Source organism: uncultured Dietzia sp. (assembly GCF_937873725.1).
Classification (GTDB): domain Bacteria; phylum Actinomycetota; class Actinomycetes; order Mycobacteriales; family Mycobacteriaceae; genus Dietzia.
Genome location: NZ_CALMYY010000007.1, coordinates 1 through 24,357 on the forward strand (window position 1 = coordinate 1; position 24,357 = coordinate 24,357).

The 24,357-nt window shown below is 71.0% G+C and carries 23 protein-coding genes; 2 read left to right on the plus strand and 21 right to left on the minus strand.

Features of this window, described 5'->3' with window-relative positions; translation table 11 throughout:
* Positions 1 to 359: 359 nt before the first annotated feature.
* The 20 genes from tyrS to infC all read right to left on the minus strand — a co-directional run bounded on the left by tyrS (position 360) and on the right by infC (position 19,691).
* The gene (gene tyrS / locus Q0444_RS00250) at positions 360 to 1,631 is read right to left on the minus strand and encodes a tyrosine--tRNA ligase (protein WP_349679620.1); all 1,272 of its coding nucleotides are present in this window, start codon (positions 1,629 to 1,631) and stop codon (positions 360 to 362) included.
* Between the two features lie 31 nt (positions 1,632 to 1,662).
* On the minus strand, positions 1,663 to 2,319 hold the full coding sequence (locus Q0444_RS00255; RefSeq protein WP_291082978.1) for a DNA-3-methyladenine glycosylase: 657 nt from the start codon (positions 2,317 to 2,319) through the stop codon (positions 1,663 to 1,665).
* On the minus strand, positions 2,316 to 2,537 hold the full coding sequence (locus Q0444_RS00260) for a Trm112 family protein (RefSeq protein ID WP_291082981.1): 222 nt from the start codon (positions 2,535 to 2,537) through the stop codon (positions 2,316 to 2,318). The genes Q0444_RS00255 and Q0444_RS00260 overlap by 4 nt, the downstream gene beginning before the upstream one ends.
* A gap of 5 nt (positions 2,538 to 2,542) precedes the next feature.
* Positions 2,543 to 3,982: an argininosuccinate lyase gene (gene argH / locus Q0444_RS00265; RefSeq protein ID WP_299020391.1), complete on the minus strand. Its 1,440-nt coding sequence runs from the start codon at positions 3,980 to 3,982 to the stop codon at positions 2,543 to 2,545.
* The gene (locus Q0444_RS00270) at positions 3,979 to 5,178 is read right to left on the minus strand and encodes an argininosuccinate synthase (RefSeq protein WP_299020394.1); all 1,200 of its coding nucleotides are present in this window, start codon (positions 5,176 to 5,178) and stop codon (positions 3,979 to 3,981) included. Before Q0444_RS00270 ends, argH begins: the two co-directional genes overlap by 4 nt.
* 52 nt (positions 5,179 to 5,230) lie before the next feature.
* Complete coding sequence (locus Q0444_RS00275; protein ID WP_291082994.1) at positions 5,231 to 5,728, minus strand: arginine repressor; 498 nt, start codon at positions 5,726 to 5,728, stop codon at positions 5,231 to 5,233.
* Positions 5,725 to 6,684 (minus strand): ornithine carbamoyltransferase, encoded by a 960-nt coding sequence (gene argF / locus Q0444_RS00280; RefSeq protein WP_291082997.1) that lies wholly within the window; start codon positions 6,682 to 6,684, stop codon positions 5,725 to 5,727. Before argF ends, Q0444_RS00275 begins: the two co-directional genes overlap by 4 nt.
* A complete protein-coding gene (locus tag Q0444_RS00285) occupies positions 6,681 to 7,895 on the minus strand; it encodes an acetylornithine transaminase (RefSeq protein ID WP_291083000.1) in 1,215 nt (404 codons plus the stop codon). The genes argF and Q0444_RS00285 overlap by 4 nt, the downstream gene beginning before the upstream one ends.
* Entirely contained in the window at positions 7,892 to 8,827 is a 936-nt protein-coding gene (gene argB, locus Q0444_RS00290; RefSeq protein ID WP_291083003.1) for an acetylglutamate kinase, read from the minus strand. The genes Q0444_RS00285 and argB overlap by 4 nt, the downstream gene beginning before the upstream one ends.
* A 1-nt stretch (position 8,828) precedes the next feature.
* Positions 8,829 to 9,410 (minus strand): hypothetical protein, encoded by a 582-nt coding sequence (locus Q0444_RS00295; protein WP_291083006.1) that lies wholly within the window; start codon positions 9,408 to 9,410, stop codon positions 8,829 to 8,831.
* Positions 9,407 to 10,444 carry an N-acetyl-gamma-glutamyl-phosphate reductase gene (argC, locus tag Q0444_RS00300; protein WP_299020401.1) on the minus strand — a complete coding sequence of 346 codons (1,038 nt, stop codon included), beginning with the start codon at positions 10,442 to 10,444 and terminating at the stop codon, positions 9,407 to 9,409. The genes Q0444_RS00295 and argC overlap by 4 nt, the downstream gene beginning before the upstream one ends.
* A 54-nt stretch (positions 10,445 to 10,498) precedes the next feature.
* On the minus strand, positions 10,499 to 11,242 hold the full coding sequence (locus Q0444_RS00305; protein WP_291083012.1) for a DUF2786 domain-containing protein: 744 nt from the start codon (positions 11,240 to 11,242) through the stop codon (positions 10,499 to 10,501).
* Positions 11,243 to 11,312: 70 nt separating this feature from the next.
* A complete protein-coding gene (thiD, locus tag Q0444_RS00310) occupies positions 11,313 to 12,137 on the minus strand; it encodes a bifunctional hydroxymethylpyrimidine kinase/phosphomethylpyrimidine kinase (protein WP_291083015.1) in 825 nt (274 codons plus the stop codon).
* On the minus strand, positions 12,130 to 14,619 hold the full coding sequence (pheT, locus tag Q0444_RS00315; RefSeq protein ID WP_299020405.1) for a phenylalanine--tRNA ligase subunit beta: 2,490 nt from the start codon (positions 14,617 to 14,619) through the stop codon (positions 12,130 to 12,132). Before pheT ends, thiD begins: the two co-directional genes overlap by 8 nt.
* A 62-nt stretch (positions 14,620 to 14,681) precedes the next feature.
* Complete coding sequence (pheS, locus tag Q0444_RS00320; RefSeq protein WP_291083020.1) at positions 14,682 to 15,737, minus strand: phenylalanine--tRNA ligase subunit alpha; 1,056 nt, start codon at positions 15,735 to 15,737, stop codon at positions 14,682 to 14,684.
* Positions 15,738 to 15,756: 19 nt separating this feature from the next.
* Positions 15,757 to 17,508, minus strand: coding sequence for an ABC-F family ATP-binding cassette domain-containing protein (locus Q0444_RS00325; RefSeq protein ID WP_299020409.1), 1,752 nt, complete (start codon positions 17,506 to 17,508; stop codon positions 15,757 to 15,759).
* Entirely contained in the window at positions 17,505 to 18,347 is an 843-nt protein-coding gene (locus tag Q0444_RS00330; RefSeq protein ID WP_299020412.1) for an RNA methyltransferase, read from the minus strand. The genes Q0444_RS00325 and Q0444_RS00330 overlap by 4 nt, the downstream gene beginning before the upstream one ends.
* 10 nt (positions 18,348 to 18,357) lie before the next feature.
* The gene (gene rplT, locus Q0444_RS00335; RefSeq protein ID WP_291083033.1) at positions 18,358 to 18,738 is read right to left on the minus strand and encodes a 50S ribosomal protein L20; all 381 of its coding nucleotides are present in this window, start codon (positions 18,736 to 18,738) and stop codon (positions 18,358 to 18,360) included.
* A gap of 70 nt (positions 18,739 to 18,808) precedes the next feature.
* The gene (gene rpmI, locus Q0444_RS00340; protein WP_291083036.1) at positions 18,809 to 19,003 is read right to left on the minus strand and encodes a 50S ribosomal protein L35; all 195 of its coding nucleotides are present in this window, start codon (positions 19,001 to 19,003) and stop codon (positions 18,809 to 18,811) included.
* A gap of 103 nt (positions 19,004 to 19,106) precedes the next feature.
* Positions 19,107 to 19,691, minus strand: coding sequence for a translation initiation factor IF-3 (gene infC, locus Q0444_RS00345; protein WP_291083080.1), 585 nt, complete (start codon positions 19,689 to 19,691; stop codon positions 19,107 to 19,109).
* 369 nt (positions 19,692 to 20,060) lie between these two features.
* Here infC and Q0444_RS00350 point away from each other — a divergent pair, with 369 nt between their 5' ends.
* Entirely contained in the window at positions 20,061 to 20,459 is a 399-nt protein-coding gene (locus Q0444_RS00350; protein WP_291083039.1) for a hypothetical protein, read from the plus strand.
* A gap of 6 nt (positions 20,460 to 20,465) precedes the next feature.
* Here Q0444_RS00350 and uvrA read toward each other — a convergent pair whose 3' ends face one another.
* Positions 20,466 to 23,462: an excinuclease ABC subunit UvrA gene (uvrA, locus tag Q0444_RS00355; RefSeq protein WP_299020420.1), complete on the minus strand. Its 2,997-nt coding sequence runs from the start codon at positions 23,460 to 23,462 to the stop codon at positions 20,466 to 20,468.
* Between the two features lie 138 nt (positions 23,463 to 23,600).
* Between uvrA and Q0444_RS00360 the strand changes: the two genes are divergently transcribed.
* Positions 23,601 to 24,302, plus strand: coding sequence for an MBL fold metallo-hydrolase (locus tag Q0444_RS00360; protein ID WP_291083046.1), 702 nt, complete (start codon positions 23,601 to 23,603; stop codon positions 24,300 to 24,302).
* Positions 24,303 to 24,357 lie beyond the last annotated feature (55 nt).

Here is a 24,357-nt window from a genome sequence, read left to right on the forward strand (position 1 = left end):
AAAAAATTTGGCACTATCACAAACAAAACACACTGTTGAGTTCTCAAACAACACCTTCACATCGATCCGCGGTAGCTCTCTGACCACCGGTTCTCGAGGATGTACTGCGCTTCGCTGTCCCTTTCGGGGCAACTTCTCCAGTCTAGCGACTCTGGCCTTCCCGGTCAAACCGGGCGGTTCCTGCCTCTTCGTGGAGCGTGTCGCCTCTCTCGGCTCGGGCCTCTCGGTCCGGGCTCGCTCTCGGCGACTTCCAATAAGTTACGCAGACGTGAACCGAAACGCAAATCGCCTGGTCAGGTCGGTGAAATGCGAGAAGGCGCCGGTATTCCCGGCGCCCTCCTGCGGTCACTTGCGGCGGATCAGCGGATCCGCACCCCTGCAAAGCTCTTCTTGCCCCTGCGCAGGACGAGCCAACGCCCGTGCAGCAGGTCCGACGGCGCCGGGGTCCATTCCGCGTCAGCGATGCGCTCGTTGTTGACGTACGCACCGCCCTCGCCGACCGCGCGCCGGGCAGCCCCCCTGCTCTCGCACAGCCCGGACGCCGCGAGCAGATCGACGATCGTGTCCGGCTCCCCGGGAGCGAGGTCCACCGCGCCGGCGTCCTCGAGAGCCGCCGCGAGCGTCTGCTCGTCCAGACCCGTCAGCTCACCTCGGCCGAACAACGCCTGCGACGCGGCCTGCACGGACTCGGTCGCGCTGACACCGTGGACGAGCGTGGTCATCTCCTCGGCGAGGCGCTTCTGCGCGGCCCGCAGGTGCGGCTTCTCCCGGGTGACCTCCTCGAGCTGGGCGATCTCCTCCCGGCCGAGGAAGGAGAACCACCGCAGATACCGGATCACGTCGGCGTCGGCGGTGTTGAGGAAGTACTGGTACCAGGCGTACGGACTGGTCATCGCGGGATCGAGCCACAGGCTCCCACCGCCCGTGGACTTGCCGAACTTGCGTCCGTCCGACGAGGTGACCAGAGGGACGGTCATCGCGTGCACGGATTCCCCGTCCACCCGACGGTTCAGGTCGACGCCGCCGATGATGTTGCCCCACTGATCCGAGCCACCGAGCTGGAGCGTGCACCCCATGGACCGGCGCAGCTCGAGGAAGTCGTTGGCCTGCAGGAGCATGTAGGAGAACTCGGTGAACGAGATCCCCTCCCCCTCCAGGCGGCGCTTGACGGTCTCCCGCCCCAGCATGGTGTTGAGGGAGAAGTGCTTGCCCACGTCGCGGAGGAACTCGATCACGGAGAGGTGGCCGGTCCATTGAATGTTGTTGGCCACACGGGCCCCCGTGGGTCCGTCGGTGAGATCGACGAACCGCTCCAGCTGGCCCGCGATCCGCTCCGTCCACTCGGCCACCGTGTCCGTGGTGTTCATCGCCCGCTCCCCGACCTCGCGGGGGTCGCCGATCAGCCCGGTCGCCCCGCCCGCCAGCACGATCGGCCGGTGGCCGGCCAGCTGGAACCGACGCAACGTGAGCAGGGGGATGAGATGACCGGCGTGCAGGCTCGGTCCCGTCGGGTCGAAACCGCAGTAGAGCGACACCGTCCCCTCGTCGAGATGGGCGCGTAGCGCGTCGATGTCGGTCGACTGCGCGATGAGCCCCCGCCACTGCAGGTCATCGAGGATGTTGTTGGTCACGGCCGCCATTGTCCCCCATCGACGCACCGCGTCACCACGGGGCGTGGTCGGTCACCCGCCCCGCACGCGGGCTCCGCCGGTACGGCGAGACCTCCCTGGCCCCGGCGGTCCAGAACCGCCACGGCACGTCCGCCGCGCGGGAGACCCCCACCCGGGGACCCGTCCGGATGAGGTCGCCGGGGACCGGATCCGGTTGGAAGGTGATGGACGACGACGAGTCGAGCACGTCCGTGCCGCGGAACGACAGGTCGATCCCGAGCGCACTGCCGAGATTGCCCGGTCCGCGGGCGGCCCGCTCGGCCGGGACGCCGGGCCGGCGGCCGTCCACCACCTCGTGTCCGGCCACGACCCGCGCGCCGCGGAGGAGGATGCCACCACCCTCGCCCGCGGGGCGGCACGTGATGTTGACGCACCGGTGGATGCCGTGGCTCAGGTACACGTACAGGTGGCCCGCGTCTCCGAACATCACCTGGTTCCGCGGGGTCGGTCCCGGCCAGGTGTGGGCGGCCGGATCCGGGTGGGCCGAGCCGGACGGGCCGCCGTAGGCCTCCACCTCGACGATCCGCACCGCGACCGGTCCGTGGCTCAGCACTCCCCCGAGCACCGCCCGCGCGGCCTCGTCGGGAGGGGCCACGCGGAGCAGTTCCCGGAACCGATCCTGGTCCGGGCCGGGGAGGGTCTCGGTCACTCCTGCGGGATACCGCCGGCCCGGGCCACCAGCTCCGCGTGCTCGGACTCGTCGACCTGCCGCGATTCGTCGACCAGCAGGACGGGGATCCCGTCGTCGATCCGGTAGGCGCGGCGCAGCCGCGGGTTGTAGAGCGTGTCCTGTCCCGCCAGGAGCAGCGGCCCCTTGTCCTCGGGGCAGGCGAGGATCTCGAGCAGGCGGTCATCTATGGCGGACATGGCGCTCACCCTACCCAGTCCGCGAGCTCGTCACGGATCTCTCCCAGCCGCCGGCGCTGCTCGGCCACGGCCGTACCGGCTGTGCCGCCACGGGCGTTCCGCGACGCGATCGACCCCGTCACCGTGAGCACGTCACGCACCTCCGGCGTGAGCGCCGGGTGGACGGCCGCCAACTCGTCGTCGGAGAGCTCGTCCAGCCCGACGCCGCGACCCTCGGCCACGCGCACGCACTCCCCCGCCGCCTCATGGGCCACGCGGAACGGGATGCCCTGACGGACCATCCACTCCGCGATGTCCGTGGCCAGGGTGTACCCGGCCGGCGCCAGCTCGGCGAGCCGCTCGGGATGGAACTCCAGCGTGGCGACCATTCCCGCCATCGCCGGGAGGAGCAGGTCCAGCTGGGCGACCGAGTCGAAGACCGGCTCCTTGTCCTCCTGCAGGTCCCGGTTGTAGGCCAGCGGCTGGGCCTTGAGGGTGGCCAGCAGCCCGGTGAGATTGCCGATGAGTCGACCCGTCTTGCCGCGCATCAGCTCGGCGACGTCCGGGTTCTTCTTCTGCGGCATGATCGAGCTGCCGGTGGACCACTCGTCGGCCAGGGTGACGTACCCGAACTCCGGGGTCGACCAGGCGATCACCTCCTCCGCCAACCGCGACAGGTCCACCGCGATCTGCGCCAGGACGTAGGCCGCCTCGGCGGCGAAGTCCCGCGAGCTGGTGGCGTCGATCGAATTGTCCGCCGCGCGGTCGAAGCCGAGTTCGGCGGCGATGGCGTCCGGGTCCAGACCGAGCGAGGAGCCGGCCAGGGCGCCCGACCCGTACGGCGACACCGCGAGCCGGCGGTCCAGGTCCCGGATCCGGTCGAGATCCCGCAGCAGCGGCTGGGCGTGGGCCAGGAGCTGGTGGGCCAACAGGACCGGCTGGGCGGCCTGGAAGTGGGTCTTACCCGGCATCACCGTCTCGGGATGGGCGTCCGCCTGGGCCACGAGGGCATCGATCACGTCGAGTACCCCCTCCGCCACGGCGCGGACGGCGTCCCGCAACCACATGCGGAACAGGGTGGCCACCTGGTCATTGCGAGAGCGGCCCGCCCGGAGGCGGCCCCCCACCTCGATCCCGACCCTGTCGATCAGGCCTCGTTCGAGGGCACCGTGGACGTCCTCGTCGGACTCCGACGGGACGAACGACCCCGATGCGACGTCGGCCGCCAACCGGTCCAGACCGTCGAGCATCGCGTCGAGGTCCGCACCCGAGAGCAGGTCCGCGCGGTGGAGCACGCGCGCGTGGGCCTTTGACGCCCGGATGTCGTACCGGGCCAGCTCCCAGTCGAAGTGCGTGGACTTGCTCAGCGCGGCCATCGCCTCCGCGGGGCCGCCGGAGAACCGGCCTCCCCACAGTGCGCCCGTGTTGGTGCCGTGCCGCCCGTCCCGATCCCCGCCGTCGCTCACAGCCCGAGGTCCCGCTTGGCGGCGATCTTGGAGCTCAGCCCGTGGAGGTTGACGAAGCCCTTGGCGTAGCTCTGGTCGAACGAGTCCCCCTCGTCGTAGGTGGCGAGGTTGAAGTCGTACAGCGACTTCTCCGAGCGGCGCCCGTTGACCACGATGGACCCCCCGTGCAGGACCATGCGGATGTCACCCGAGACGTGCTGCTGGGTGTTGTCGATGAACGCGTCGAGCGCGTACTTGAGGGGGGAGAACCACAGCCCGTCGTACACCGCGTTGGACCACTCGTCGGAGACGCCCGACTTGTAGCGCGCCAGCTCCCGCTCGAGGGTGACGTCCTCGAGGGCCTTGTGCGCGGCGATGAGGATCATCGCGCCCGGCGCCTCGTAGACCTCACGGCTCTTGATGCCGACGAGCCGGTCCTCGACCATGTCGAGGCGGCCGACACCCTGCGCGCCCCCTCGACGGTTGAGTTCGACGATGGCCTCGAGCACGGTGACCTTCCGCCCGTCGATCGCCACCGGGACGCCCTCCGAGAAGGTCACGGTGACCTCGTCGGGGGCGGAGAAGTTGAGGGTGGGGTCCTCGGTGTAGTCGTACACGTCCTTGGTGGGGGCGTTCCACAGGTCCTCGAGGAAGCCGGTCTCCACCGCGCGCCCCCAGACGTTCTGGTCGATGGAGAACGGGGACTTCTTGGTCACGTTGATCGGGATCTGGTTCCGCTCGGCGAACTCGATCGCCTTCTCACGCGTCCAGGCGTAGTCGCGGACGGGGGCGATCACGTCGAGATCGGGGGCGAGCGCGCCGAACCCCACCTCGAAGCGGACCTGGTCGTTGCCCTTGCCGGTGCACCCGTGGGCCACGGAGGTGCCGCCGTGCAGCTTGGCGGCGGTGACGAGGTGCTTGACGATCAGCGGACGGGAGATGGCGGAGACCAGCGGGTACTGGCGCATGTAGAGGCCGTTGGCCTTGATCGTGGGGGCGCAGTACTCGTCGGCGAACTCGTCGCGGGCGTCCACGACGACCGACTCGACCGCGCCGCAGTCCAGAGCGCGCTGCCGGATCACCTCCATGTCCTCACCGCCCTGGCCCAGGTCGATGGCGACGGCGACGACCTCGGCGCCGGTCTCCTGGCCGATCCAGCTGATGGCGACGGAGGTGTCGAGGCCACCGGAGTAGGCGAGGACGACGCGATCGGTCATGGTGTTCTCCTTGGTTGTTGTTCTCTAGGTCTTTTCAGGGTATTCGGTCGTGTCAGAGCTGACGTCGAGCCAGGGCTGCGAGTCGGTTCGCGAGCTCCGCGCCGCGCACCGGTTCGCGGGCCATCACGAATATGGTGTCATCACCGGCGATCGTGCCCACCACGTCGTCTAGGTTCGCGCGGTCGAGGGCGCTGGCGAGGAAGTTCGCCGCGCCCGGGGGCGTCCGGAGGACCGTCATGTTCCCGCTGTGGTCGGCGGAGACGAGCAGCTCGCCGAGGAGCCGACCGAGCCGATCCGTGCCGCCCGGGATTCCGGGCACATGACTCCCGTCCTCCGGGATCACGTAGCGGCCGGCTCCCCCGTCGGCGGCGCGGAGCTTGACCGCGCCGAGCTCGTCGAGATCCCGACTCAGGGTGGCGATGGCCACCCCGATGCCCTCGCCGGCGAGCGCCTCGGCGAGCTCGGTCTGGCTGCTCACCGGGCGCGCGCGCAGGATCTCGGCGATGCGTGCGTGACGCGCCGTGCGGCTCACCGCGCCGACGGAGGTCACGATCGCTCCAGCAACCAGACGAGCAAGGCCTTCTGGGCGTGCAACCGGTTCTCCGCCTCGTCGAACACCCGGCTCCGGGGTCCGTCGATCACCTCGCCGGTGATCTCCTTCCCACGGTAGGCCGGCAGGCAGTGGAGGACGATCACGTCGTCGGACGCCTTGTCGACCGCCGCCTGACCCAGCTGATAATCCGCCAGGTCCCGCAGGCGGTCGGCAGCCGAGTCCTCCATGCCCATGGACACCCACGTGTCCGTGATGAGGACGTCCGCGTCGACGACAGCGGTGTCCACGTCGGTGGTGATGGTGACCGAGCCACCGGTCCGACCGGCGATCTCCTCCGCGTCGGCGACGACCTGCCCGGTCGGCTGGTAGCCCTCCGGCGCGGCGATGGTGACGTGCATGCCCGCGGTGGCGAAGCCCAGCAGGTACGAGTGGCCCATGTTGTTCGCGCCGTCTCCGAGGTAGACCGCCCGCAGGCCCGCGGTGCGGCCGAAGTTCTCGCGGATGGTCAGCAGGTCGGCGAGGATCTGGCACGGGTGGAAGTCGTCGGTGAGCGCGTTGACGACCGGGACCGACGAGTGCGCGGCGAGCTCGGCGAGGCCGGCCTGTGAGTAGGTGCGCCACACGATCGCCTCGACATAGCGGGACATCACCATCGCGGTGTCGGCGAGCGTCTCCCCCTTGCCCATCTGCGTGGATCCGGAGTCGACCACGATCGCGTTGCCGCCCATCTGGGCGATGCCGGCGTCGAAGGAGAACCTCGTCCGGGTGGAGGTCTTGTCGAAGATCACCGCCACCGACCTGGGCCCCTCGAGCGGGCGGGCCGAGAACGGCGCGGCCTTGAGCGTGAGCCCCAGGTCGAGGACCTCGGCCTGCTCCGCGGGGCTGAGGTCGTCGTCGCGGAGAAAGTGCCGGACCGGCGACGCGGTGGGGGTTCTCGGGGCCGGAGTGGTCATGACGCGGTCTCCTTCTCGGACGCGGTGTCGAGGATCGAGGGCAGGGCGGAGACGAACCGCGCGGCCTGCTCCTCGGTGAGCACGAGCGGCGGGGCGAGGCGGACCACGTCCGGGCCCGTGGCCCCGACGAGGTAGCCGGCGGCCCGCGCGGCCTCCTCGACCTGCTTCGCCCGGGGTGCGGTGAGGACCACACCGAGCAGCAGCCCGCGGCCACGGACGTGGTCGACGAGCGGGTGGTCGAGGCATTCGATCTCGGCGGCGATGATCTTGCCGAGCCGGTCCACGTGCGCGATCAGGTCCTCGGACTCGATGGTGTCCAGGACCGCGAGCGCGGCGGCGCAGGCGACGGGGTTGCCGCCGAAGGTCGTACCGTGCTGCCCGGCGGTGAGCAGGTCCCCCGCCGCGCCGATCCCGAGACACGCGCCGATCGGCAGTCCGCCGCCGAGTCCCTTGGCCAGGGTGATCACGTCGGGCACGACACCCGCCCCGCGGGTGGCGTACATGGCGCCGGTCCGTCCGATGCCGGTCTGGACCTCGTCGACGATCATGAGGATCCCGTGTTCGGTGCACAGTGAACGCACGTCGGCGAGGAACCCCTCCGGCGGTTCGACGACGCCGCCCTCGCCCTGCAGCGGCTCGAGGATGACGGCGGCGGTGTCGGCCGGGGCCTGCGCGACGAGCGCCCGGAGCGCGGCGATGTCGCCGTACGGGAAGTACTCCACCCCGGCGGGCATCGGCTCGAACGGTTCACGCTTGGCGGGCTGGCCGGTCATCGCCAACGCCCCCATGGTCCGGCCGTGGAAGCCGTTCTCCGCGGCCAGGATCCGGGAACGCCCGGTACGACGGGCGATCTTGAACGCGGCCTCGTTGGCCTCCGCCCCGGAATTGCAGAAGAACGCCCGGACGGGCTGGTCCACCGCGAGCAGAGCCTCGAGCCGCTCCGCGAGGGCGACCACCGTCGGGTGGACGTAGAGGTTCGAGACGTGCCCAAGCGTGGCGATCTGGCGGCTGACCGCCTCGACCACGACGGGGTGTGCATGGCCGAGCGAGTTGACGGCGATCCCGGCGAGCAGGTCGACATACTCCTTACCGCTCGCGTCGGTGACGACCACGCCCTCACCGGAGACCAGCTCCAGCGGCGGGGTGCCGTAGTTGCGCATCAGCGCCGAGTCCCACCGGGAGGTGAGGCTGCCGGTGTCCTGCGGGCTCACGCGCCTTCTCCTATCGCCGCACGGGTCTCGTGGTCACCGCTCGTGACCATGGTTCCGATGCCGCCCTCCGTGAGGATCTCGAGCAGCACCGAGTGTTCGACGCGTCCGTCGATGACGTGCGCGGCATGGACCCCGCCTCGCACGGCGGCGAGGCACGCCTCCATCTTGGGGACCATCCCGCTCTCCAGCCTGGGCAACAGCGTCTCGAGCGGCGTGGTGCCGAGGTGCGTGACGAGAGACGACCGGTCGGGCCAGTTCGTGTAGAGACCCTCTACATCCGTCAGGACGACGAGCTTCTCCGCGCCGAGCGACGCAGCGAGCGCGCCCGCTGCCGAGTCGGCGTTGATGTTGTGGACGACCCCGTCGGCGTCGGGGGCGATGGTGGAGACGACCGGGATGCGGCCGGCCTCGATGAGGTCGAGGACCGCCCCGGGGTCGACGGCGGCCACATCGCCCACGAGCCCGATGTCGGTGGGCTCCCCGTCGACCATCGCCGTGCGGCGGACCGCGGTGAACAGGCCGGCGTCCTCCCCGGAGATGCCCACCGCGTACGGACCGTGGGCATTGATCAGCCCCACGAGCTCGCGCCCGACCTGGCCGAACAGGACCATCCGGACGATGTCCATCACCTCGGGGGTCGTGACCCGGAAGCCGCCGCGGAATTCGCCCTCCAGCCCGAGCCGACCGAGCATCGACGTGATCTGCGGGCCACCGCCGTGGACGACGACCGGCTTGATGCCGCAGGTGCGCAGGAACACCATGTCGGCCGCGAACGCCGCCTTGAGCTCCTCGTCGACCATCGCGTTGCCGCCGTATTTGACCACTACGATCTTGTCGTGGAATTTCTGCAACCACGGCAGCGCCTCGGCAAGGACGTGCGCGCGGACGAACGGCGTCAACTGCTTCGATCCGTCGTTCATCTCTTTGGTCATCTCATGCCTCCCGAGTCGGGGTGGAAGTGATCTGCGGAATGCTCAGGCGCAGCCGGACATCCGCCCCGCCGCGGTGACGGAACCGGAACTCTGCGCCGTCCGTGGTCCCGGTCGGTTGCGGCCACACGCTCACCGCCGTGCCCGGGCCGTCCGTGCCGGCCGCGGTGTCCGGCCGGAAGACGAGGACCTCGATGGGACCGGCGTCCGCGGCGGAGTGCTCGCTCACGAACCCGGCGACCGCCTCCGCCGCCTCGTGTGCGGTCTCGAAGTCGTGGCGGACGTCCTCGAATCCGGGCCCGTCGAGCAGGACGACCGCTCGCGTGGACGGCAGCTCGGCGCAGCGGGTGCTCCACTGCAGCTCAGCCGCATCGGCATCCGCACCGACGCCCGCACCGGCGTCCGCACCGACGCCGGCGCCGCCCACCTCGAGCACGGCCGTGGTCCCCGGCGGCGCGGTCCAGAAGACCATGTCGTACTCGAGGGCCTCGAGCCACGAATCCAGGCCGTGGAGGTGTCCGCCGGAGGCCGCGCCGGGAAGCACACCCCCGGCCGGGGTGCGGTCCATGGCGGACCGTGCGGTCACGGGGCCAGCCCGACCGTGCTCAGGCCCGCGGTCTCGTCGAGTCCGAGCGCCAGGTTCATGGACTGGATCGCGCCGCCGGCGGTGCCCTTGGCGAGGTTGTCGATCGCGGCGGTGAACACCGCGCGGCCGGCCCGTTGGTCCACCTCGATCCCGAGCTGGACGGCGTTGGACCCGAGGACCGAGGCAGTCATCGGCTGGACCCCCGCGGGCAGGACGTGGACGAACGGCTCGTCGCCGAACGCCGCCCCGTACACCCGACGCAGTTCCTCCACGGTCGCGGTGGTGGGGGCGACCGCGGTGGTGAGGATGCCCCGGGCCATGGGCGCCAGCACGGGCGTGAAGCTCACCGACACCACCGCGTCGGTCACGGCGCGGAGGTTCTGCGCGATCTCGGGGGTGTGCCGGTGGGTCGTCACGCCGTACGCCTTGGCCGAGCCCATCACCTCGGAGGCGAGCATCGGCACCTTCGCGGACTTGCCGGCCCCCGAGGCGCCGGTGACCGAGACGATCGTGATGTCCGACGCGTCGATCAGTCCGGCCGCGACCGCTGGGAACAACGCGATACTCGCCCCGGTGGGAAAGCATCCGGGCACCGCGATCCGACGTGTCGACCGCAGCGCCTCGCGGGCGCCGGGGAGTTCGGGCAGGCCGTACGGCCAGGTCCCGGCGTGTGGCGAGCCGTAGTAGGCCTCCCAGTCGGCGGCGTCCTGCAGTCGGAAATCCGCCCCGAGGTCCACCACGAGGACGTCCGGCCCCAGCTGCTCCGCGATCACCGCGGAGTGGCCGTGCGGTAGCCCGAGTACCACCACGTCGTGTCCGGACAGCGTCTCCGCGCTGGTCTCGGCGAGGACGCGGTCCGCGAGCGGAAGAAGGTGCGGGTGATGCTCGGCGAGGGTCTGCCCGGAGTTCGACCCGGCGGCGAGGACCCCCAGCTCGAGCTCGCCCGACACATACGCCGGATGGCCGAGGAGGAGCCGGAGGAACTCCCCGCCCGCGTATCCGGATGCGCCTGCGACCGCCACTCTGATTGCCATACGCACGAGTATGCATCAAGTTGCAATCTTTTGCACGCAGGCGCTCCCGCCCGCTCAGGCCCCCAGTTGCCGCCGCCCCCCGTCGAAGCGACGCTGCCCCAGATCGACCGTTCCGCCGACCCGACGCCCCTCCTCGAGTCCCGAGGTCCCGACCCGCCGACGGGCGCCACGCACCGCGGTCGGGAAGCGACGCCTGAGCTCGGCGTCCGCCCGCTGGGCGTCCGAGCGCAGGACGAGATCCGCCCCCGTGGCATCGGCGCTCTCCGCCACCGCCCCCCGCTCGGCCGCGGCGAGCCTCCGCCCGACCTCGAACGCGAAACCCGTCATGAACGACTTGCGGTGGGTCACCGCGGAGACCCCGGGCCCCGGCCGCTGGCGGGCCGCGGCGGCGAGCATGACCCCGGTGAGCGCGCCGGCCAGCATCCCCACCCGCTCGACGTGCCGACGGACCCCCACGACGTGGACGATCGTCGTGCCGTCCCTGCGACCGGAGGTGACGGCCCGGCAGTGCATGGCGGCCGCCAGGGCCGCCACCAGTCCCACCTGGTCGGGCTGGTACTTCCCCGAGACCACGTGGTCGAGGACCGACACCTCGGCCGGCCGCGCGTCCGGGCCCGATCTGGCCAGCGCCTCGTCGACGCCGTACTTGGCGAGCAGCGCGTAGGCGCGCTCGAGGAGGACCTCCGCCTCCGGCGTGCCGGCGACGCTCTCGGCCTTGGCGAACAGCTTGCGGACCCGCTCCAGGGCCTTGGCGGCGGAGGGCTCGGTGGACGTGTCGGACAGGTGCGATGCGGTCATGGTCTACTCCTGGTTGTCTCGGCCTGATGGCGAGACGGATAATCGCACAGGTGTACGACAGGGACCGGGCTCAGCGGTGGAGGAACCAGTTGTGGTCGAGGGGACCGGACCCCTGCCCCACGCCGAGCGACAGTCCCCCCTGCAGGGCACCGTCCATCCAGGGTCGGACCCGCGCGTAGGCCGACCGCCAGTCGTCGGCGCCCACGCGCGCGGTGGCCATGGCCGAGGACAGCGAACACCCGGTGCCGTGGGTGTGCGGCGTGTCGACGCGGACGAACGGCAGACGACGCGTGGTCCGCCGCCGCCCCTCCGACTCCACCAGCACGTCCTCGGCGCTGCCGTCCAGGAGATCGCCGGTCGTCGCGAGCACCGCGCTTCCGGTCTGCTCGTGGACCAGTTCGGCCTGCCCGACGATCCCCTCTATGTCCTGGGCGGTGTCCAGTCCGCACAGCACGCCGAGCTCGGGGACGTTCGGCGTGACCAGGTCGACGATCGGGACGAGCTCGCGCAGCATGGACGCCGCCTCGTCGGTCGCGAGGCGACCGCCGGTGGTGGCCACCATGACCGGGTCCAGAACGATGTGGGGAGGACGACGACGACGAAGCCAGTCACCCACCGCCCGGACGAGGGTGGCCTCTCCGAGCATGCCGATCTTCACGGCATCGATCTGGACGTCGTCGGCCACGGCGTCGAGCTGCGCGATCACCGTGTCGACGGGTACCGCGTGGACGTCGTACACCCCGCGCGTGTTCTGCACGGTCACGGCGGTGACCACGCCCATGGCGTACCCGCCGAGCGCGGTGACGGCCTTGGTGTCGGCCAACAGGCCGGCGCCGCCGGACGGATCGGTGCCGGCGATGCACAGGACCCGGGGCACCCGCACCGGGTCAGCCACGAAGGCTCGCCGCGACGGCCTGCGCGGCCGCGTCCACCGCCGCGGTACGCCACTGGCTGGCCTCGTCCTCGGTCAGGGTGCGGTCGTCCGCGCGGAAGGTCAGCGCGTAGGCGAGCGACTTGCGCCCCTCACCGAGCTGGCTGCCGGTGTAGACGTCGAAGAGGCGGACACTCTCGAGGAGCTCGCCGCCGCCGGCGATCAGCGCGGCCTCGACGGCCGCGGCGGGCACGGTGTGGTCCACGACCACGGCGACGTCCTGGTTCACGGACGGGTACGAGGAGATCGCGGGGGCGGGCAGTACCTCGCGCGCGCCCATGGCGGTGAGATCGAGCTCGACCGCGCAGGTCCGCGCGGGCATCCCCAGACGCTCGCAGGCGGCGGGGTGCAACTCGCCGGCGTGGCCGACCACGGCGCCGTCGACCACGACCTCGACGCAGCGGCCGGGGTGCCACGGAGCGAAGGACGCGGCGCGCACCTCGGTCCCGACCCCGAGGGCGGCACCGACGACCTCGGCGGCGCGGACGGCGTCGAGCGCGTCGGCGTCGCGTCCCGCCGACGCGTGGCCGACGGGCTCGCGCTTGCCCGTGTAGAGGGCCGCCACGTGCACCGGCTGGTCCGGCAGCGAATCGCTGAGAACCCTCTGCTCCTCGGCGGTGGGCTCGCGGTCCACCGGCAGCATCTCGACGCCGGTGGTCGAGGGCGTCCGGAACGCCACCTGGGCGACCGAGTACAGAGCGAGGTCGCGGGTGCCCCGGGTCAGGTTACGACGGGCGATCTCCATCAGGGACGGCAACAGCGTGGTCGCGAGATGCGCCTTGTCGCTCTCCAGGGGATTGACCACGGACATCGTGCTGCGGCGCTCGTCGTCGTGGTCGACACCCATCGCGTCGAACACGGACGGATCGACGAACGGTGACGTGAGCACCTCGACGTGGCCGCTGGAGGCCAGGGCGCGCCCCACGGCGCGGCGGCCTCGCTGGGTGGCGGTGAGGCCACGGCCGGCGGGGGCGGTGGGCAGCACCGACGGGATGTCCTCCAGACCCTCCAGTCGCAGCACCTCCTCCACCAGGTCCGCGGGGACGTTCAGGTCGGGGCGCCACGTCGGCGGGGTGACCTCGAGCAGGACCGCGTCGTCGCCGGTCACCTCCGCGCCGATCTGCTCGAGGCGGCGGCGGACGGTGCCCGTCGGGTACTCCACCCCGGCGACCCGGGAGGGCCGGTCCTCGTCGAACGCGATGGTCGGCATGACGGGCGCGGAACCGACGTCGGTGAGCGACGCCTCGACGGTGCCGCCGGTGATCTCGGCCAGCAGCGTGGCGGCCCGGTCGAGCGCGGCGATCGAGGCCGCGGCGTCCACGCCACGCTCGTAGCGCTTGCCCGCCTCGCTCGGCAGCTTGTGGCGGCGGATCGTCCGGAAGACGGCCAGGGTGTCCCACACGGCGGCCTCGAGCAGCACGTCGGTCGTGGAATCGGAGACCTCGGTGCTGGCGCCGCCCATGACGCCGGCCAGCGAGATGGGGCCGGTCTCGTCGCAGATCACCACGTCCTCGGGGTCGAGAGTGCGCACCGCGTCGTCGAGGGTGGTGAGCTTCTCCCCCGCCCGGGCGCGACGCACCGTGAGACCGCCCTGCAGGCGCGCGGCGTCGAACGCGTGCATCGGGTGGCCCAGCTCGAGCATGACGTAGTTGGTCACGTCGACCGCCGGCGAGATGGGCCGGACGCCCGACAGCAGCAGGCGACGGGCCAGCCACCACGGGGTCGTGGCCGCCGGGTCCACGCCGGTGACCCGGCGCAGGGCGAAACGCCGGGCGCCGGCCTCGTCGGCCACCTCGAGTGGCCACGTCTCCTCCTCGGACGGCAGACCCAGCTCGGTGGCCGGGTCCGCGAAGTCCAGGTCGAAGGCGCACGCCAGCTCGCGGGCGAGCCCGCGCGCCGACAGGCAGTACCCGCGGTCCGGCGTGACGTTGAGCTCGATCACCGTGTCCTGCTCCGGCGCACCGGCGGCCAGGACCGGGCCGGCCGGGTCGCCCGGCTCGGCGGTGCCCGGTGCCAGCACGATGATGCCGCTGTGGTCGGTTCCGATCCCGAGCTCGGAGGCCGAGCAGATCATGCCCTCACTGGGCTTGCCGTAGGTCTTGCGCTTGCCGATCTCGAAGCCGCCGGGCAGGACGGTGCCGGGCAGCGCCACCACCACGAGGTCGCCCTCGGCGAAGTTGCGCGCGCCGCACACGATCTGCTGCAGCTCCTCGCCCCCGACCTCGACCAGGCAGAAGCGGACGGGCTTCTTGAAGCCCTCGAGCTCCTCGATGCTGCTGACCCGGCCGATGGTGAGCGGGCCGGTGATCTCGGGAAGCGTCTCGGGCTCCCCCTCCACCTCGAGGCCGACGCGCACGAACCCGGCGTCGAGTTCGGCCGGTGACACCGACCAGCCGTCGGTGGCGCGCTGCAGGATCTCGGTCAGCCAGGACTGCGCAATTCGCACTGTGGGGTCCTTCGTCGGTCTCGATGGTGGGATGAGCTCGTGGGGCGGTTGGCGCCGGCGCTTCAGTACCGGACGCCGAAGGGCAGCGAGAACCGCACGTCCCCCTCGACCATGTCCCGCATGTCCGAGAGTCCGTTGCGGAACTGCAGGGTGCGCTCGAGCCCCATGCCGAACGCGAATCCGGAGTACACCTCCGGGTCGATCCCGCAGGCGGTCAGCACGTTGGGGTGCACCATGCCGCAGCCGCCCCACTCCACCCAGCCGGCCCCGCCCTTCTTGCCCGGGAACCACACGTCGACCTCCGCGGAGGGCTCGGTGAACGGGAAGTAGTTGGGCCGCATCCGGGTGCGGGTCTCCGGGCCGAAGAGCGCACGCGCGAACGCGTCGAGCGCGCCGCGCAGGTGCGCCATCGTCAGGCCCTTGTCGATCGCCAACCCCTCGACCTGGTGGAACACCGGGGTGTGGGTGGCGTCGAGCTCGTCGGTGCGGAACGTGCGGCCGGGGCACGCGACGTAGATCGGCGGCTCGCGGTCGAGCATCGTGCGGATCTGGACCGGCGAGGTGTGGGTGCGCAGGACCTGCCGGCTGCCCTCGGGTGCGATGTGGAAGGTGTCCTGGAGCGTGCGCGCGGGATGGTCCGGGAGGAAGTTGAGCGCATCGAAGTTGTAGTGCTCGGCCTCGATCTCCGGCCCCTCGGTGATCTCCCAGCCCATGGCCACGAACACGTCCGCGACCTGCTCGGTGATGATCGTGATGGGGTGCTGGGCCCCGACCGGTCCGCGATCGGCCGGCACCGTGAGGTCGAGGGTCTCGGCGACCAGCACCGCGGCGTCGCGCTCGGCGTGCAGCACCTCGAGGCGCGCGTCGTAGGCCTTCTGCACGCGACCACGGGCCACGTTGACGGCCTTGCCCGCGGCGGCCTTCTCCTCCTTGGGCAGCGACCCCAGGGTGCGCCGCCCGAGCGCGATGGGGCTGCGGTCACCCAGGTGTGCCGTCTTGGCGGCGGCCAACGCGTCGAGGTCCGCGGCGGCGGCGAACGCGCTCTCCGCCTCCGTGGCGTAGCCCGCCAGGGACTCCTCGTCGATCCGGACCTCCGCCGCGCCTGTGTCTTCGCTCACCTGTACTGCATCCTCCCCGTCACGCGCTCGCCGCAACCGCCGCGGTATCCCGGATCAGCGTAGTCGATCCGGGTTCCGGTTCCCTGGCCCGATCTCGGGGCGCGGAGTCTCCCCGCTCCCCCCGCAGCGCCCCGGCCCCCCCCGCCAGCTCGCGGGTCGAGCGGAACGTCCCCCGCATCCGCCGGTCGTGGGTGACCAGCAGGACGGTCCCGGAGAACGCCTCCACCGCCTGCTCGAGCTGTTCGATCGCCGGCAGGTCCAGGTGGTTGGTGGGCTCGTCCAGCACGAGAAGGTTGACGCCCCGCTGCTGGAGCAGCGCCAGCGCGGCCCGCGTCCGCTCTCCCGGCGACAGGGACCCACAGGCCCTGGCGACGTGCTCCCCGCCCAACCCGAACTTGGCGAGCAGGGTCCGTGCCTCCGTGGGGTCGAGACCCGCGGGATCGGCGGCCACGCAGAACGTGTCCAGCAGCGGCTCCGGGCCGCCGAAGGCGGCGCGGGCCTGGTCGACCCGCCCCGGCTCGACGCCGGCGCCGGTGGTCGCCCGCCCGGCGTCCGGGGTCCGCTCCCCGGCCAGCAGTCCGAGCAGGGTGGACTTGCCGGATCCGTTGGCCCCGGAGATCAGCACGCGGTCCCCGGAGTCGATCTGCAGGGTCACCGGTCCCAGCACGAAGTCGCCGCGACGCACCACCGCGTCGGACAGCACCGCGACCACCGACCCCGACCGGGGGGCGGCCGCGATCTCCATCTGCAGCTCCCACTCCTTGCGGGGTTCCTCGACCGCATCCAGCCGCTCCATCGCCCGCTCGGACTGCGAGATCTTGGCGGCCTGCTTCTCCGACCGCTGCCCGGCGCGGTTGCGGATGTGCTTGTCCCGCTCGGCGTCCTTGCCACCGGACTTGCGCATGGTGTTGCGGACGCCCTTGTCCAGCCACGTCTTCTGCGTCTGGATGCGGTCCTTGAGCTGATCGACCCTGCCCGAGTACTCCTCGTAGGCCTCCCGGGCCCGCTGCCGCGCCAGCGCGCGCTCGGCGAGGTAGGACTCGTATCCGCCGTCGAACACCGTGATCTGGCGCTGCGCCGAGTCGAGCTCGACGATTCCCGTGACGCACCGGGACAGGAACTCCCGGTCGTGGCTCACCACGACCACCGGCCGACGCTCGGTGCGCATGAACTCCTCCAGGACGGCCAGCCCGGCCAGGTCGAGGTCGTTGGTGGGCTCGTCCAGGAGCAGGACGTCGTACTGGCTGAGCAGCACCGCGCTGAGGTTGACGCGCGCGGCCTGCCCGCCGGACAGCGCGGACATCGGCAGGTCCAGCACGGCGCCGTCGAGACCGAGGCGTGCGGCGGTCACCGGGATCCGTTCGTCGAGGTCGCCACCGCCGAGCGCCAGCCACCTCTCGAGGGCGTCGCCGTAGGCCTCCGCGGCGGCGTCCGAGTCGGCCAACCGCTCCGCGAGCGCGTCCATGTGCGCCTGCGCGTCGGCGACCCCGGTGACGCGGTGCAGGAAGTCGCGGACCACCTCGTCGTCGACCCTCTCCACCTCCTGGCGGAGGAGGCCGACCGTCGCCTGCGGGGGGCTCACGGTGACCGCCCCCGACATCTCGGCGTCGGGGTGGCCGGACAGGGCGTGGAGGAGCGTCGACTTGCCGGCCCCGTTGGGACCGGTGAGGCCCCAGACGTCACCCGCCGCGACGACGAGGTCGAGCCCGTCGAACAGGGTCCGCGCCCCCCGCGAGGCACCGAGGCCGCGGGCGGTCAGGGTGGCGGTCATGACCGGGCCGCCTGCACCCGGGCGCTGGTGTGGAGGCAGATCGAGGCCGCGGTGACGATGTTCAGGCTCTCCGCGCGACCCCGGAGGGGGATCCGGACCCGCAGATCGGCGGCGTCGACGAGAGGGGCCGGGACGCCGTGGGCCTCGTTGCCGAAGACCCAGGCGGTCGGCCGGGCGAGGAGGTCGTCGGCGCGTTCGACGTCCACCTCGCCGTGGGCGGTCGCGACGGCCACCTGGAGGCCCAGCGCGTGGGCGCGGGAGACGAGGCCCGCCTCGGCGATCCCCCGCACGACCGGTAGGTGGAACAGGCTCCCCGCGGACGCGCGGACCGCCTTGGTGTTCTCCGGGTCGACCCCGCCCTCGGTGAGCCACACCGCGTCGGCGCCCAGGGCGTCCGAGACGCGGATGAGCGTGCCGACGTTCCCCGGCTCCGCCAGGGCCTGACCCACGGCGACGAGCCGCGGTGCCCCCTCGCCGGGCGCCGCCGGGTCGCGCACCACCGAGCGACACAGCGCGACGATCCCCGTGGGCGAGACTGTGTCCGACAGGGACCGGACCGCGCGATCGGTCACCACGGAGACGGTGACGCCGGCCGCCGAGGCGGACGCGACGAGCCCGGCGAACCGCTCGAGCGCGTCCTCGGTGCAGAAGACCTCGGCCGCGGCGCCACTCGTGAGGGCGGCCTCGACCGAGTTGGCCCCCTCCGCCAGGAACCGGCCCGCCTTGCGCCGGGCCGCGGCGCGGTGGAGCTTGGACGCGGAAACGACCCGCGGGGTCCGTTCGGTGAACGGTTCCGCGGGTCGTCCCGTGCCCTCCTCGGGCCTATCTGGATTGGTCAAGTCGCAGACGTCAGGCAGCCGGGGCGTTGAGGTCGGCCGGCAGCGCCGCGCGGGCCACCTCGACCAGCGCCGTGAAGGCGGCCGGGTCGGTGACGGCGAGGTCGGCGAGGACCTTGCGGTCCACCTCCACCTCGGCAAGCTTGAGGCCCTGGACAAAGCGGTTGTAGGTCATGTCGTTGGCGCGGGCCGCGGCGTTGATGCGGGTGATCCACAGCTTCCGGAAGTCACCCTTGCGGGCGCGACGGTCACGGTAGCTGTAGGTCATCGAGTGGAGCATCTGCTCCTTGGCCTTGCGGTACAGGCGCGAACGCTGTCCCCGGTAGCCCTTGGTCGACTCGAGTACGGTCCTACGCTTCTTCTGGGCGTTGACGGCCCTCTTCACGCGTGCCACTGGAAAATCCTCACTGATCTTGGATGGTCGCGTAGACGGCGACCGAAGGTTCTACGTATGTAAAGAGGGCTCAGAGCCCGAGAAGCCGCTTGATGCGGGGGACGTCAGCCGGGGCGACGTCGGTGCGGCCGTCCAGGCGACGGGTGCGCTTGGTGGGCTTCTTCTCCATGATGTGGCGGCGGTTGGCCTGCTGGCGCACCAGCTTGCCGCTCCCGGTCTTCCGGAAACGCTTGGCGGTGCCCTTGTGGGTCTTCATCTTCGGCATGATCGGTCTTCCTCACATGGTTCGTCCCGAGAGACCGGTGAGGTCTCGGGTGAGCGGACGGCGTGCGTCCTCTGGTCTGGTCGGAGCGGTACTCCCGGTGGGACTACTCCGAGGCGGGGTCGGTGACCTTGGACTCCTGCGCCTTGACGCGGGTCTTGGCACCCTTGTGGGGGGCCACGACCATCGTCATGTTGCGGCCGTCCTGCTTGGCGCTGGTCTCGACGTATCCGTAGTCGGTGATGTCGTCCGCGAGACGCTGGAGCAACCGGTACCCGAGTTCGGGTCGGGACTGCTCGCGCCCGCGGAACATGATCGTCACCTTGACCTTGGAGCCCTTCTCCAGGAAACGGACGACGTTCCCCTTCTTGGTCTCGTAGTCATGGGTGTCGATCTTCGGCCGGAGCTTCTGCTCCTTGACCACGGTCTGCTGCTGGTTCTTCCGCGACTCGCGCTCTTTCTGCGCCGCCTCGTACTTGAACTTTCCGTAGTCCATGATCTTGCAGACCGGCGGGCGCGCGGTGGGCGCGACCTCGACGAGGTCCAGATCGGCCTCCAGGGCCAGACGAAGTGCATCCTCGACGCGAACGATCCCCACCTGCTCGCCCCCGGGGCCGACGAGTCGGACTTCGGGGACACGGATTCGTTCGTTGATACGTGCTTCGGCGCTGATGGGCCCTCCTCGGTAGATGGTGCTCTGTCACGACCACTGGCGCGGTCGCGCATACGCCCTCGAGGGACCCCGGGCCCACCGGGAACACCGGTGGAACCGAGAAGGCCCCACGGCGTCAACGCCGGGGGCCTCTCACTCCTCACCCGTCGACGACGAATCACCTGCGATGCACTCGCAGACCCCTCGCCGGGGGTGGTGACCATCAAACTGCCCTGTGTTGGTGACAACTCCGGGCGTCGGATGGTGGGAGATCAGGCTCCTCTTGGACGTCGGAACCCGCTATGTAGCGGGTTCCCACAGTCGATGGATAACTGTACCAGGATCTGCCGGTACCCCCAAACAGGCCCAGGCGTCCGGGGAGGCGCGGCCCGTGGGACAGTGGTCGGCATGAACACCGACCAGCCCTCGTCGGCCGACCAGGCTCCCGAGACCTCCCCCGACGAGCACATCGATGCGCGCGAGGTCGAGATCCTGGATCTCGCCGACGTGCCCGCGCAGGAGATCATCTTCCGCTCGATCGTCGTCCTCATGAGCGCGGCCGCCGAGAAGCTCGGGCTCTCCGACGACGACCCCGCGGAGAGCCCGCACCTGGACCTCGACGAGTCCCGCAAGCTCATCACGTCACTGGCCGGCCTCGTGGCCGGGTCCGCCGAGTACCTCGGCCCGCAGGCGGGAGTGGTGCGCGACGGCCTCCAGGGCCTGCAGCGCGCGTTCCGCGAGTCCAGCGCGTTCCCGGACGAGCCCGGTGAGGGGCCCGGCGAGAAGTTCACCGGCCCCGTCTACTGACGTCGGTCACCGCAACGCCCGCGCCTTGCGCGCGGCAGAGGCCGCGGTCTTGCCCGCCGGGGTCTTCTTGGCCGGGGCCTTCTTGGCCGGGGCCTTCTTGGCCGGGGTCTTCTTGGCCGGGGCCCGAGCCTCGTCTGCAGGCCCCCGTGCCGGGAGCACCTCGGCGAGGAATCGACCCGTGTGGCTCTCCGGGACCGTCGCCACGTGCTCCGGCGTGCCCTCCGCCACGACCATCCCCCCGCCCGCGCCGCCCTCGGGGCCCATGTCGATTACCCAGTCGGCGCTCTTGATCACGTCGAGGTTGTGCTCGATCACGATGACGGTGTTGCCCTTGTCGACCAACCCCTGGATCACCAGGAGGAGCTTGGTGATGTCCTCGAAGTGCAGGCCCGTCGTGGGCTCGTCGAGGATGTAGACCGTCCGGCCGCTCGACCGCTTCTGCAGCTCGGCAGCCAGCTTGACGCGCTGCGCCTCGCCACCCGACAGCGTGGGGGCGGGCTGCCCCAGCCGCACGTAGCCGAGACCGACCTCGGCGAGGGTCCTGAGGTAGCGGTGGATGGAGGTGATCGGTTCGAAGAACTCGGACGCCTCCTCGATGGGCATGTCCAGCACCTCGGCGATGGTCTTGCCCTTGTAGTGCACCTCGAGCGTCTCGCGGTTGTACCGCGCGCCGTGGCAGACCTCGCACGGGACGTAGACGTCCGGCAGGAAGTTCATCTCGATCTTCAGGGTGCCGTCACCCTGGCAGGCCTCGCACCGACCGCCCTTGACGTTGAAGGAGAACCTGCCCTGCTTGTAGCCGCGGACCTTGGCCTCGGTGGTGGCGGCGAACAGGGTGCGGATCTTGTCGAACACGCCGGTGTAGGTGGCCGGGTTGGACCGCGGCGTCCGGCCGATCGGAGACTGGTCCACCTGGACCAGTTTGTCGAACCCGTCGACGCCGTCGATGCGGGAGTGCCGACCGGGAACCTGCCTGGCGCGGTTGAGCTGGTTGGCCAGCGACGTGGCCAGGATGTCGTTGACCAGGGTCGACTTGCCCGAGCCCGACACCCCGGTGACCGCGCAGAGCACCCCGCCCGGGAACACCACGTCGACGTTCTTGAGGTTGTTCTCGCGGGCCCCGCGGACGTGGAGTCTCTTCTCCGTGCTGGCCTCCCGCCGCTTCTCGGGAATGGCGATGGACCGTCTGCCCGCCAGGTAGTCACCCGTGAGCGACTCGGTGTTGGCCAGCAACCCCGCGTAGTCGCCCGAATGGACCACGCGGCCGCCGTGCTCGCCCGCCAGTGGACCGATGTCGACGATCCAGTCGGCCGAGCGGATGGTGTCCTCGTCGTGCTCCACCACGAGCAGGGTGTTGCCCAGGTCCCGCAGCCGCACCAGGGTGTCGATGAGCCGCCGGTTGTCCCGCTGGTGCAGGCCGATCGACGGCTCGTCGAGGACGTAGAGGACGCCCGCGAGACCCGACCCGATCTGGGTTGCCAGCCGGATCCGCTGGGCCTCGCCTCCGGACAGACTGCCGGCCACGCGGTCGAGCGAGAGGTAGTCCAGCCCCACGTCGAGCAGGAAGCCCATCCGGGCCTGGATCTCCTTGAGCACCCGACCGGCGATCATCGCCTGGCGAGCGTCCAGCTCGAGACCGGCGAGGAACGCCGCGCAGTCCGCCACCGACATGCGACTGATGTCCGCGATGGACTTGTCCTGGCCGCCCGGCCCGGTCATGGTCACGGCGAGGATCTCCGGCTTGAGCCGGGTGCCTCCACACGCCGGACACGGGACCTCGCGCATGTACCCCTGGTAGCGCTCCTTCTGCGACTCCGACTCCGTCTGCTCGAGCCGGCGCGTGAGGAATGACATGACGCCCTCGAACTTGGCGTCGTAGGTGCGCACCCTGCCGTAGCGGTTGCGGTACTTCACCCGGACCATGGTGGGAGCCCCGCCGAGCACCGCCTTGCGGACCTTCGCGGGCAGGTCCTGCCACGGGGTTCTGAGGTCGAATCCCATGTCGTCGGCGAGCCCCGAGAGCAGCTGCTGGAAGTAGTCCGCGCTCTGCCCACCCGCCCACGGCGCGACGGCGCCGTCTGCGAGCGAGCGTTCCGGGTCGGGGATCACGAGGTCCGGGTCCACCTCCAGGTGGGAACCGAGGCCGTCGCAGACGGGACACGCGCCGTAGGGGTTGTTGAACGAGAACGCGCGCGGTTCCAGGTCGTCCAGCGCGATCGGGTGGCCGTTGGGGCACGCCATGTGCTCGGAGAACCGACGCTGCCTGGCGGGGTCCGACTCGTCCACGTCCACGTAGTCGATCACGATCACACCGTCGGCCAGACCGAGCGCGGTCTCCACCGAGTCGGTGAGCCGCTGGCGCGACGACGGCTTGGCCGCGAGCCGGTCCACCACCACCTCGATGTCGTGCTTCTCCTGCTTCTTGAGGGTGGGCGGCTCGGCGAGGGTGTGGAGCTCACCGTCCACGCGGACGCGGCTGTACCCGTCGGCGGCGAGTTGGGCGAACAGGTCCACGAACTCGCCCTTGCGCGTGCGCACGACGGGCGCCAGCACCTGGAACCTCACGCCCTCCTCCCCCTCGAGGATCTGGTCGACGATCTGCTGCGGCGTCTGCCGCGAGATGACCTCGCCGCACGTCGGGCAATGGGGGACGCCGGCGCGCGCGTAGAGCAGGCGCAGGTAGTCGTGCACCTCGGTGATGGTCCCGACCGTCGACCGCGGGTTGCGGTTGGTGGACTTCTGGTCGATCGACACCGCCGGGGAGAGTCCCTCGATGAAGTCGACGTCCGGCTTGTCCATCTGCCCGAGGAACATCCGGGCGTAGGAGGACAGCGACTCGACGTACCTGCGCTGGCCCTCCGCGAAGATCGTGTCGAACGCAAGGGACGACTTGCCCGAGCCGGACAGGCCCGTGAAGACGATGAGGGACTCACGGGGCACGTCGATGTCGACGCCCTTGAGGTTGTGCTCACGCGCGCCGCGGACGACCAGACGGTCCACCATGGGTACTCCTTTTCGAGGGAGGAAGTCGCCACCACATCGCAGTACGCGCGGGGGCCGCCGGTCCCGCAGTCGAAGGTACCAACGTACTCCGACACGCTTCTCGGCACGGACCGCGCTCGGCGTCAGTAGCCTGCAGTGATGTCGCATTCCACCGAGTCCGTCCCTGACCACATCACCCTCACCGAGGGCTACTCCGGCCGGCTGACCGGCCGGCTCACCGGCGAGCGCTGGACGGTGGGCCCGGCCCGCGTGAGCAAGATCTCCGTGGGCGGGATGGACAACAACGCCTACGTGATCGAGTCGGTCGAGACCGGCGAGGGCCTGCTGGTCGACGCCGCCGACGACGCCCCCCGGCTCGTCGCCCACCTACGGGCGCAGGCCCCCGGGGTCACGCGGGTGTTGACCACCCATCTGCACGCCGACCACTGGATCGGCCTCGCGGAGACCGTCGCCGCCCTCGGCCTCACCACCATCGCCTCCCCCGGTGACGCCGGGGGGATCCACGTCCCCACCGACCGCCTCGTCTCCCACGGGGACACGATCGACGTGGGCGACCTCCGCCTCGACGTGATCGGACTGCGGGGGCACACCCCGGACGGCGTCGGGCTCGTGCTGCGCACCGACGAGGGGACCCACCTGTTCCCCGGCGACTCCCTCTTCCCCGGCGGCCCGGGCAAGACCGGGACACCGGAGCAGTTCGACACCCTCATGCACGACCTCGAGTCCCGGGTGTTCGCGACCCTGGACGACGACGTGGTGGTCCACCCCGGCCACGGCGACGACACGACGGTCGGAGCGGAACGTCCGAAGCTCCCGGAGTGGCGCGAACGCGGCTGGTGACGGCGCCGACACCGTCGGACGAGGCCGGATCCCGATCGTAATCAAGTCCTCATCC

What these genes read in the sequence shown, in the direction of transcription:
- Q0444_RS00260 (WP_291082981.1), bottom strand. Translation starts at nt 2,537, where the DNA reads ATGTCCGCCATAGATGACCGCCTGCTCGAGATCCTCGCCTGCCCCGAG.
- Q0444_RS00270 (WP_299020394.1), bottom strand. Translation starts at nt 5,178, where the DNA reads ATGACCGATCGCGTCGTCCTCGCCTACTCCGGTGGCCTCGACACCTCC.
- argF (WP_291082997.1), bottom strand. Translation starts at nt 6,684, where the DNA reads ATGACCACTCCGGCCCCGAGAACCCCCACCGCGTCGCCGGTCCGGCAC.
- argB (WP_291083003.1), bottom strand. Translation starts at nt 8,827, where the DNA reads ATGACCAAAGAGATGAACGACGGATCGAAGCAGTTGACGCCGTTCGTC.
- argC (WP_299020401.1), bottom strand. Translation starts at nt 10,444, where the DNA reads ATGGCAATCAGAGTGGCGGTCGCAGGCGCATCCGGATACGCGGGCGGG.
- Q0444_RS00305 (WP_291083012.1), bottom strand. Translation starts at nt 11,242, where the DNA reads ATGACCGCATCGCACCTGTCCGACACGTCCACCGAGCCCTCCGCCGCC.
- Q0444_RS00325 (WP_299020409.1), bottom strand. Translation starts at nt 17,508, where the DNA reads ATGACCGCCACCCTGACCGCCCGCGGCCTCGGTGCCTCGCGGGGGGCG.
- rpmI (WP_291083036.1), bottom strand. Translation starts at nt 19,003, where the DNA reads ATGCCGAAGATGAAGACCCACAAGGGCACCGCCAAGCGTTTCCGGAAG.
- Q0444_RS00350 (WP_291083039.1), top strand. Translation starts at nt 20,061, where the DNA reads ATGAACACCGACCAGCCCTCGTCGGCCGACCAGGCTCCCGAGACCTCC.
- uvrA (WP_299020420.1), bottom strand. Translation starts at nt 23,462, where the DNA reads ATGGTGGACCGTCTGGTCGTCCGCGGCGCGCGTGAGCACAACCTCAAG.
- Q0444_RS00360 (WP_291083046.1), top strand. Translation starts at nt 23,601, where the DNA reads ATGTCGCATTCCACCGAGTCCGTCCCTGACCACATCACCCTCACCGAG.